The 8600-nt window shown below is 39.5% G+C and carries 5 protein-coding genes, 1 rRNA gene and 1 riboswitch; of the genes, 2 read left to right on the plus strand and 4 right to left on the minus strand.

Annotated elements, in window-relative coordinates; genetic code table 11:
* Nucleotides 1-257, minus strand: a 16S ribosomal RNA gene (locus F9817_RS23065); the annotation flags it as partial.
* Nucleotides 258-839: 582 nt separating this feature from the next.
* Here F9817_RS23065 and F9817_RS23070 point away from each other — a divergent pair.
* Nucleotides 840-1289: an RNA recognition motif domain-containing protein gene (locus F9817_RS23070; RefSeq protein WP_161158559.1), complete on the plus strand. Its 450-nt coding sequence runs from the start codon at nt 840-842 to the stop codon at nt 1287-1289.
* Here F9817_RS23070 and murI read toward each other — a convergent pair.
* Complete coding sequence (murI, locus tag F9817_RS23075) at nt 1258-2058, minus strand: glutamate racemase (RefSeq protein ID WP_161158560.1); 801 nt, start codon at nt 2056-2058, stop codon at nt 1258-1260. The two genes, F9817_RS23070 and murI, sit on opposite strands and share 32 nt — an antisense overlap.
* Before the next feature lie 116 nt (nt 2059-2174).
* The gene (locus F9817_RS23080) at nt 2175-3944 is read right to left on the minus strand and encodes a TonB-dependent receptor domain-containing protein (RefSeq protein WP_161158561.1); all 1770 of its coding nucleotides are present in this window, start codon (nt 3942-3944) and stop codon (nt 2175-2177) included.
* A 48-nt stretch (nt 3945-3992) separates the two neighbouring features.
* Nucleotides 3993-4196: riboswitch (cobalamin riboswitch) on the minus strand.
* A 222-nt stretch (nt 4197-4418) separates the two neighbouring features.
* Between F9817_RS23080 and trmA the strand changes: the two genes are divergently transcribed.
* Nucleotides 4419-5531 (plus strand): tRNA (uridine(54)-C5)-methyltransferase TrmA, encoded by a 1113-nt coding sequence (gene trmA, locus F9817_RS23085; RefSeq protein WP_161158562.1) that lies wholly within the window; start codon nt 4419-4421, stop codon nt 5529-5531.
* A 76-nt stretch (nt 5532-5607) separates the two neighbouring features.
* Here the strand turns inward: trmA and F9817_RS23890 are convergent, their stop codons facing one another.
* Nucleotides 5608-8469: a helix-turn-helix domain-containing protein gene (locus F9817_RS23890; protein WP_202436570.1), complete on the minus strand. Its 2862-nt coding sequence runs from the start codon at nt 8467-8469 to the stop codon at nt 5608-5610.
* Between the last annotated feature and the right edge of the window lie 131 nt (nt 8470-8600).

Below are 8600 nucleotides of genomic sequence, written 5' to 3' on the forward strand. Positions count from 1 at the left end.
CTAATCTCACCTGGGCATATCCTGACGCGAGAGGCCCGAAGGTCCCCCTCTTTGAGCCGAAGCTATTATGCGGTATTAGCCATCGTTTCCAATGGTTATCCCCCACATCAGGGCAATTTCCCAGGCATTACTCACCCGTCCGCCGCTCGACGCCGTTAACGTTCCCCGAAGGGTCAGTTAACTCGTTTCCGCTCGACTTGCATGTGTTAGGCCTGCCGCCAGCGTTCAATCTGAGCCATGATCAAACTCTTCAATTAAAGTTTTTTTGTGGCTCAATGAATACTGAATACATTACTAAGTAATGTTGAATTGACTGTGCCAAGTTGTTCTTTATAAAAAAGGACGACTTGATTGGTCACTCAGTTCATTGAAACCAATTCGAAACCGAAGTTTCTCATTTGATTATCATCAACGAGTGCCCACACAGATTGATAGGTTTAAATTGTTAAAGAGCTTCCTAACCTTGCTTTATTCTCTAAAGCGCCTCGGCTAGGGGTGCGTATAATACGCTTTAAATATTTTGAGTCAAGATATTTTTTATCTTTTTCTCATTACCGCTTAACTACTTTCGTAATCCACTTTGTGATTTGTATCTCACTCCGTGTCGGTGAGGCGGCATTATAGGGAGCTATGAGATTATGACAAGTGTTTTTTTAAAAAAAGAATTTGTTCGATTAAAAAGCCATCAAAGCCTGATTTATCGAATAAAATATCAACATTTGAGGGTGGTCACAGCAATTGGTTGGAAAAAATCCAAGCATATACGTAATATTCATGTGTCTATTTTGTTAAAGCTGGACAAAAGCCTCTTATGTTTTCACAGATAAGTAGTATTCAATATGAACTCTAATAAATCGATTTTAGTTACGGTTGTATTTGCTCTAGTTGGTGCGATTGTTTTTTCGCAACTAACTTTATCCCCTGTTATTAGCTTTTTGATTGGTGTTGTTGTTACATTTTTTATATTCACTTTTGCGAACGGAACAACTCAATCACCTCAAGCTAACTCATCAACTGGCACCACAACGCTATATGTTGGTAATTTACCTTACAAAGCTAACGAGTCTAATGTAAGGGATTTATTTGCCGATTATGGTGATGTTTTTGCTGTGCGACTTATGAAAGATAAACGCACAGGTAAGAGACGTGGTTTTGGTTTTGTCGTTATGTCCTCTACTACAGCAGACATCGCTATTGATGCTCTTAATGAAGCGGATTATATGCAACGCACTTTGAAGGTTCGCGTTGCTAATGATCCTAAGCATCCAAATGGTGATAGTACTGAATAGGTAGAAAACCTAACTGTGACAAATGTTGGTTAAGTGCATCTTCTTCCCAAGGAGGTGCACTTGCAATAATCTGATGTTTCGTCTTATCTATCGTTCCCTCTCCTTCTCCAATAAGATAAGCCACTCTTCTTGCTATGGCTTCTCCCGAATCCACCAGAACAATTTGTTGTCCTAACACCTGACTGATTTCATCTTTTATTAATGGAAAGTGGGTACAACCTAACACCGCAACGTCGATTATCCCTTGTAAAGGTTTGAGGATTACTGATAGCTCATACAGATCTACTGGCTTACCACGTAATTTTTCTTCGGCCATATCCACTAATCGAGTTGAACCGAGCAGCTCAACCTTTTTATTTAGGGAAAAATGTTTAATTAGCTCGTGAGTATAAGATCTCGTGACGGTTGCTGGCGTTGCAATAAGACCAACCGCCTTATTTGCAATGGCGGAGGCTGGTTTAATTGCGGGAACAACACCAACGACAGGGATGGAAAGTTTGGATCTAAGGTTCGGTAAAACAATAGTGCTGGCGGTATTACATGCAATAACGACTAGATCAATCTGTTCACGCTGAGCTATATCGGTAATAAATGAGTCTACACGTGTAACTAATGTCTCGGGATCTAGCTCTCCATATGGGTAAGCTTCGTTATCAAAAAAGTACACAATATCTATATGTGGTAATCGCTGTTTAATTTCTTTATAAACAGATAGACCACCAACACCAGAATCAAACACAAGAACTTTTGATTGCTTAACTTTGTCCACACATAGACCACTTAGTAAGAAAAAACGTCATGATCATACTCTCTCTTATCCCTATAGCAACGGTCAATAAAGGATAAAAAAACCGCCCGAAGGCGGTTAATTATTACTGGTTCATTTTAAAACGAATACGATGCTGTTGCATAATACTTACGTTCTGGTGTTATATATCCAGACGCTAATTCATACTTTTTATCAAATACGTTGCCAACTTTTCCAGACAACTTAATACCGTTAGCAAAGAGGTAATTCATAGATAAATCTACTAATGAATACGCTCCTAACTTGTCATCATTCGATGAGTCATCATATCTTTTGCCTTGGAACAAGTAATCAACATTAAAAGTCCATTGGTCTAGTTCATAAAACACATTCCATTTAGCTGAGTTCTTCGCTCTACGAGCAAGCTCATTCCCTGAATCTTTGTCCTCGGCGTCTGTATAATTGTATGACAATTTATGGCTAATTGGTCCAGTATCAAATTCGGCCCCAAATTCTAGGCCTTTAATAGAAACTTCACCGTAATTTGTTGCATAATCATTTACTGTTGCAATCATATCCGTTAAATCATTTCGATATACGCTCGCTCGCAAAGATACAAAATCATAATCAGCCGTCATTCCTAATTCATAGTTACGAGACTTCTCAGGCTTAACATCCGAACTACCGTACCCAGGATAGTAGAGTTGGTTAAACGTAGGCGCTTTAAAAGCATTACCTGCGTTTGCTGTTATACGATAGGTTGAATTCAAGCGATACCCCAAACCTAATTGCCAAGTCTCGTTTTGGCCATAGCGTTGGTTATCATCACTACGTAACGCAGCTTCTACATCTACCTGTTCTAATTGATACAAAGTATTGACGTATATACCCACGTTAGAACGTGATGTTTCAGAATAATCTGTCGTAGAACTCACACTATCTTTGTACCAGTTTGCACCAGCGCTTACTGATAGCTCATTACTAAACGCATATTGGTTATCAAAAGAAAGTTCACGACGGTCTGTAACATAACGACTTTGGGATGAATCGGTAAAGCTTTCACTTCTTACTTGGTTTGCGCTCGCTGTTAAACGAGATTGTAAAGAATCCTTATGATAGTTCAAACGAGTAACCGCATTATAAAGCTTTTCATTACTTCTATTATAATAACCGTCGTATTGAACTTTCCCTCTTTGACCTAGGAAGAAGAATCCCGCATCCCATTGCTCATTAATTCGATAGCTGACATTCGTTGTCATGCTTTTCGAACGATAGCCATCATCGTCCATATCACTGGTCTTAACGGAGTAACCATCAGTATCAACTCCTGACACACCAAGCGATAAGTGTAAATCATTGGTAACCTGATTCGAGGCTAACACTTGGCCTGAGTGATAATTATCGCTTCCTGCTGTAGTAGAGAGTTGAGTCTGGTTACTATGGTTATCAGTGATAATGTTAATCACACCGCCAATCGCGTCTGACCCATAGACAGCAGCACGGCTACCACGAAGAAATTCAATGCGCTCAACTCCCACTAAAGGAATATTGGCAAAAGGTGCCGTCCCCGTAGTGGCACTGGCAAAACGAACACCGTCTATCAACACTAAAATATGATCTGAGTTAGTGCCTCGAACAAACACACTCTGTGACTGACCGTAGCCACCATTAGAGCCTATTTGAACACCGGGTAAAGTACGGAGCACTTCAGATAGTGAATTTGCTTGCATACGCTCAATATCTTTACGAGTCACAATTTCAACAGGCACTGTCGTTGATTGTACGTTTTGAGCAAATCGGTTTGCTGTCACTACAACAGTATCATCTGTTGAAGTTGTCTGAGCATAAGAGACGGACGCGCACGCCCAAGACGACACCACTGCCATCGCTATATAAGACTTTTTCATGACTTTTCCTAATCGCGTAAATAAGCTGAGCAGGATCTCGATGCCCTTTATTGTGCTCAGTCGTTGGCAGGTATTCGGACTTAAGAGATCTATCCTACTTACTCGACTTCCCACAATTTTCATTGCAGTGTCTTAATGAGTGTTCGTACTCTATTACCGCTGCGCGTCAGTTCCAGATTTTCACTGGATTCCCTTTTCAGTGACATTTAGCCGTCTAGGCATCCATATCACACCAACTAATAGTGGATATTATTGACCAATCAATGAATAGTCTAGCAATAATTGATTTACATATTACGTTTCATAAAGAACTCACTAATCCATCATTGAAGCAGTGGAGACGCTCATATAATAATGATTGAGTTGAATCTTGATTCTGCCTAAAGCAACTATTTGGCAGACAGTACTGGACATGTAGGTGGGATTGAATAAAATCTGCGCTCTTAAACAAACGCACCATAAAAAGGTAACACTATGGCGACTCTTGATGTCAATCCTAACCAATACTCAGAGCAGCTCTCGGAGAAAGTCTCTCGACTCAATGAGATGTTTGCACCCTATCACGTGCCAGAGTTAGAAGTTTATGAGTCTCCAAGTCAAAACTACCGTATGCGTGCCGAGTTTCGAGTATGGCATGAGGGTGAAGACCTTTATTACATCATGTTTAACCAAGACACCCGTGAAAAGTATCGTGTTGATCAGTTTCCAGCAGCAAGCCAATTAATTAACCAATTGATGCCTCGTTTAATTGAAGCATTAAAACCAAGTAAAACCCTGCGTCACAAATTGTTCCAAGTGGACTTTTTATCGACGTTGAGCGGTGAAATTTTGGTCTCACTTCTTTATCACAGACAGTTAAATGATGAATGGAAAGAAGCAGCTCAAACATTGAAACAAACGCTGACTGAAGAAGGCTACCATATAAACTTAATTGGCCGTGCTCGTAAAATGAAAATCGTACTTGACCGTGACTACGTAGTAGAGACCCTGCACGTTCACGAACAGCCATACATTTATCAACAAGTTGAAAATAGTTTTACTCAACCAAACGGTCCTGTTGCACAAAAAATGTTGGAATGGGCAGTTGACTGCACTCAAGGTAGTCAAGGTGACCTACTTGAACTTTATTGTGGTAACGGCAATTTTTCTTTAGCGCTCGCACAAAATTTTGAACGCGTTCTTGCGACCGAATTAGCCAAACCTTCAGTTCAATCAGCACAATACAACATCAAAGCAAACAACATTGATAATGTGCAGATTATTCGGATGTCGGCTGAAGAATTTACGGAAGCAATGGAAGGTAAACGAGAATTCCGCCGCCTAAAAGATAATGGTGTCGATCTTAATAGTTATAACTGCAACACTATCTTTGTCGATCCACCACGCGCTGGTATGGATATTGATACATGTAAGATGGTACAAGGTTATGAACGTATTATGTATATCTCTTGTAACCCAGAAACACTCAAAGAAAACCTAGAGATTCTCAGCAAAACGCACGACATTACTCGCTTTGCCTTATTTGATCAGTTTCCATATACCCACCACATGGAAGCAGGTGTGTTTTTAGAACGACGCACAAAATAAAGTGACGACGTTGAGAGCTTAGTAAAAAGGCATTCTGCGTATAAAAACAGTATGCCTTTTTAATAGATAGGCCGCCTTACTTAAGGAACAAATGTGCCCCTTGTTCAAGAGCAATATGTTTTGCCAACTCATGGAAATTTGCACCACTTTCGACACAATACCCAAGCAGAACATACATAGGAGATAAGTAACAAGCTTCTTGTTTTTCTGAGGCTATTTTAATTCCATATTCTAGGATTTGCTGTGCCTCTGCTAAGTTTCCGACCTCGTAATAAAGTTCAGCTCGAATTAAACAATAAAGCGAATGAGCGATTTGGTCACCACTTGATGCTAACCAATGACTGTAACCTTCTTCCACAATCTCAAGTGCCTGATCTGCACTTAATGCCTGAGTAAAAAATAGTGCCCATCCTTTAAATAAAGAGGCAACTCCCCGATAGAACGGGAAATTATTTGAATCTGCAATAGCCCATAATTGCTCAGACAGTTCGGTCACTTCATCAAAGCTCTTCAGATGGTAGGCTGACCACATCTCACCTTGTAACACGATGGAATGAGAAAAAGGATCATTGATAACCCCAACTTCATGGACACTTTTCTGTAAAAATGCTCTATCTTCGTCACAACAGGCTAAAGTGGCTGACAAGCAACCAAAACACCCAGCTAAAGCTAAAGGGTTAATGCCGATAGAGAAGTAAAATTCATCACTTTCAACTTGATGAAAGTATCTAAAAGATTCTTTCGCATTAAATATGGCGTCTTGATGTTTAGCTAACCAAAATTGAGAATTTGTCAAACAACTGTACGCAAGAGAACGACAATGATCATCATTAGATTCTTCTGCTAAGCGCAGCATTTCGTTCGCCGTTTGCTCTGATAATTCAAAGTCCATCGCCATTAATTGTTTCACCCATAACCCACTGAGAGAAATACAATGTCGGTATGCAGAATGGAGTTCCTTTGCCAAAGAGATACATCGTTGATAGGCGGCAACGGTACTAAAACTTACCCACCCATCGGTAACTCGAGTGATAATGGCTTGAGTAAGATATATTTCAAATAACAGTTCTGAGTAATCTGTCGGGTTAGAGATACTGCGATAACTCTCTAATGCTTGATGAAGATATCGCTTTGCGGACTGATAATCACCAGATGTAATAGAGGATTTCCCTTTATTCAGTAGAAGTTCGGACACTTTTCCCCAATCTTCTGCTTTCGTGTAGTAATCAACATACAGAACGTTTGAGCTTTGTGTACAAAGTTTATCTTGAGATTCTAAATAATTGGCAATCGCAATATAGACAGTCTTCTTGTCTTCATGGTCCAGTTCTTTCTCCATCAAAGGAGTCAGAAAAGGATGACCAAGACTAATCACTTTAGCCGCTGATATTCTAATCAGTCTCATATTGACCAATGTTTCAAGTCCTATTGGACCCAAATCAGTCAGATTACTGACATCATTTACCGTTAAAGGGTGATTTGCTAAAGCGATGAAAGAAAGCACCTTATTCAGCTCAGGTGATAAGCTATTCAATTTACTGTGCAGATAAAATGAGATATCCGTAGGAATTCGCTCTTCTTTATATGATTGAATAAGTTTATACAAATAATAAGGATTCCCTTCTGCACTCACTATACATGCACTTGCTTCCGGTTCAACATGGCGATCACTATCAAGTAGATAGACCATATCTGTGTTAGATAGCGGCATAAGAGGGAGATGCGTCACTGAGAAGTTCAGAGTACTTAGTGTTTCTACATACCGAATAGCAGCATCAGTTGGTAAGTAAGTCACTCCCAAAGATATCGGTAGCTCTCTTAAGCGACCCAAAACACGGCATATCGTCGCTAAACATTGCTCATCAATTAAGTGAAAATTATCAAGCGAAAGAAAAACAGCACCGATACTTTCGGTATGGGTCACTAGAGCATCAATTAACGTATTTAGATAATCCTCACTGTCCACACTCTCTATAGAAGGTTCCAGCGTAAGATTAAAAACATCACCTAGGGCGGAAAGAAAAAAGTATCTTGGAGACAATCCAAAATTGAAGTCCAACTTAGCTATTCGCCAATCTTGATGTGCGAAAAGACTAGAGAGAATATGAAGCATATGACTTTTGCCAATGCCCTGCACGCCTTGAATAGCAAAACACACATTTTCTTTTTTTGTTATCACATCATCCACTGAATAACGTAATAATTGCAGCTCATGTTCTCTGCCAAATGTCTTTCCGTAACTAACATCAACTTTATTTAAGAGCGTTTTATACCCATTAGACGAAAGCAATTCTCCATATAAAAAGTATGGCTTGCTAGCTTCGGCCAAAGTGTCAGAGACCACAACTGCTGCTTTTTCCGGCAGCGCTGCCAGTTCAGACATTCTATAAATGTATGATTCATCTAAGTGCCAACGATTATCATCGGGTTGCTGAATCACCGTTTGTGTGGACACAATCGCTTTAAAATATTGAGAAGAACGACGAGAAAGGTCTATCAAATCACTCTGTAGTGATAGGTACAATTTTTGGTCATCATCGATACAAGGCAAAATAACAACTAGAGTATTTCCTAAGTGCTCTAGCGTCATAGGCTCCAAGTGAGAAAAACGATCTAAAACATCATCCAATATTAATTTAGAGCCTGTGCGAATCCAAACAGCTAGGCACTCTTTGTTGATGCGAGGTAAGAGTATTTGGTTTGTATCCGTTTGACTTGTTAGCAGTAATTCTTCAACTGGTACTGAAAAGAAATTGGCGAGACGAGCGATGGTTCTACGACTTAATGCACTTCCTATCTCAGCTCGTTTAATGGTAGCAATAGATACACTACAACCTTTCTTTTGGCTGCATGCTTGCTCTAACCCTTCCTGGGATAAAGCACGCTGTTCCCTTAATTGCTTTAACTTTTGACCATCAATAAAGACATTACCTGCCATTACCTTTCTCTAGAATAATTATCATATGAGAATCTATAATAATTAAATGCCTTCTATTTTCAAGCTTATATATGAATTACGTTGATAAATTTAATAATATTAACCTAATATGGAATTAGTTAATGTTAATA

Origin of the sequence: Vibrio eleionomae (assembly GCF_009874545.1) — a bacterium.
Taxonomy (GTDB): Bacteria; Pseudomonadota; Gammaproteobacteria; order Enterobacterales; family Vibrionaceae; genus Vibrio; species Vibrio nitrifigilis.